Below are 1,878 nucleotides of genomic sequence, written 5' to 3'. Positions count from 1 at the left end.
GGCTAGAATGGGTGAGCGTTCTTAACAAAAGATAAAATTCCAGAGTCGACTGCTCTGGAGAGCTATCTGTTCCCAACCCAAGGGTTGACATGCTGGTTAGTTTGCAACGGGATCCCTGTCAAACTGCCTCGGCGGCGGAGCTGCGGCGGGTGCTGCAGGGGATCGGCCCTCTCTCCTGCCCGCTGCAGTACAACTTTCACCTGCACACCTGCTGCTCCGATGGGCGCATGGACCCGGCAGACTTGGCGGAGCAGGCGCGCCGGCACGGCCTCAAGGGCCTGGCCATCACCGATCACCACACCCTGAAGGGCTACGAGCAAGCGCAAGCCTATCTGGATCGCCCCGAGGACCCCCTGCTATGGACGGGGATCGAGATTACAGCCAACCTGCTGGGCTGCGAGGTGCATATTCTTGGCTACGGCTTCGATCCGGCGGATCCTGTTTTGGATCCCTACATCCAGGGGGAGCAAGTTCCCGGCCTGCCCGCCGCTGAGGCCATTGGGGCCATTCAAGCAGCAGGCGGCCTGGCGGTGTTGGCCCATCCCTTTCGCTACTGGCTGCCTGCGGAAGAGCTGGTGCCGGCAGCCGTGGAGTTGGGCCTGGATGGCCTTGAGGTCTACTACGCCTACAAAAACCCCGACATTTGGGCTCCCAGCCCAGAGGAGGCGGCGATTGGGGAAAAGCTGGCAGAGACCTACGGACTTTTGAAAACCTGCGGCACCGACTCCCACGGCCCCAGCATCCTCAGGCGTATCTAGCCGACTTGTCCAGCCCATCTAGGGGCGGGGATAGAGCAACTGGCCCAGGCGGCGCAACTGCTCGGCCGTGCCCATACACAGCAGCAGATCCCCCGGTTGCAACAGGGTGTCACCGCTGGGGCCGCCAATCAGCTGGCCATCGGCTCGCCGAATTGCCACCACCAACGCGCCGGATCGCGCCCTTAGATTGGCTTTCCCCAGGGTCTGGCCAACATAGGGGCATTCTTGCGCCGCCAGCTCGTACTCTTCCAAGTAAAAAGTGCGATCTCGACCCGACAGGATCCCATCCACAAAGTCCACCACGCGGGGGCGCAGGGCAGCCGCTGCCATCCGTTTTCCACCGGTGATGAAGGGAGAGATGGCGTGGGCAACGCCCGCTCGCTGCAGCTTTTGCAAAGCCTCTTCCGTGTTGGCGCGGGCAATGGTGCGGATACGAGGGTTGAGGGTGCGGGCCGACAGCACCACATAGAGGTTTTCGGCATCGCTGGAGAGGGCGGCAATCAACCCCTCGGCCTGCTGCACCCGCGCCGCCAGCAAGGTGGCATCGAGAGTGCTGTCTCCCTGGAGAGCGACATATCCCAGCTCTTGGGCCACCTGAATTGCCTCGGCCGATTGATCGATCACCAAAAAGGGCACCCCCTCTGCCTGAAACTCCTGGGCCACCTGTCGCCCAATGCGCCCAAAACCGCAGACGATGTAGTGGTTGTTCAGCGCTTCCATCTGTTTCTTCCACTTCCGCTGCCGGATCCCTTCCTGAAAATGCCCCTGGATGAGGGCCTCTGTAAAGCGGTTCACCATGAACCCGATGCTCAAGACCCCCATCAGGATCAAGGCCACCGTGAACAAGCGCCCCCGATCCCCCAGCGGCTGCACCTCCATGAAGCCCACAGTAGTTAGGGTGATAACGCTCATGTAAAAAGCTTCCACCCAAGGCCATTGCTCCACCCCGTGGTACCAAAGGGTGCCGATCAGGACAACGCCCAGCAGCGCCCCTACTCCCAAACTCAGATCCCGCTGGATACCGGGATCCCTTTTGGCAGGAGGAAACGGGGGACGAGCAGAAGCCATACGGCCCAGCCAGATCGAGCGGGGAAAAAGCGAGAACTACAATGGGTAGGAG

The 1,878-nt window shown here is 61.4% G+C and carries 2 protein-coding genes; one reads left to right on the top strand and one right to left on the bottom strand.

The window, feature by feature from the left end; genetic code table 11:
• Positions 1-89 precede the first annotated feature (89 nt).
• Positions 90-758: a PHP domain-containing protein gene (locus NW809_RS12270; protein ID WP_011430439.1), complete on the top strand. Its 669-nt coding sequence runs from the start codon at positions 90-92 to the stop codon at positions 756-758.
• A gap of 18 nt (positions 759-776) precedes the next feature.
• Here the strand turns inward: NW809_RS12270 and NW809_RS12265 are convergent, their stop codons facing one another.
• Positions 777-1,826, bottom strand: a complete 1,050-nt coding sequence (locus NW809_RS12265; RefSeq protein WP_011430440.1) for a potassium channel family protein — start codon at positions 1,824-1,826, stop codon at positions 777-779.
• Between the last annotated feature and the right edge of the window lie 52 nt (positions 1,827-1,878).

Source organism: Synechococcus sp. WC101 (assembly GCF_047461555.1).
Lineage (GTDB): Bacteria > Cyanobacteriota > Cyanobacteriia > Thermostichales > Thermostichaceae > Thermostichus.
Note: the sequence above shows the minus strand (reverse complement) of the source record. Positions and strands in the feature narration are given on the sequence as shown.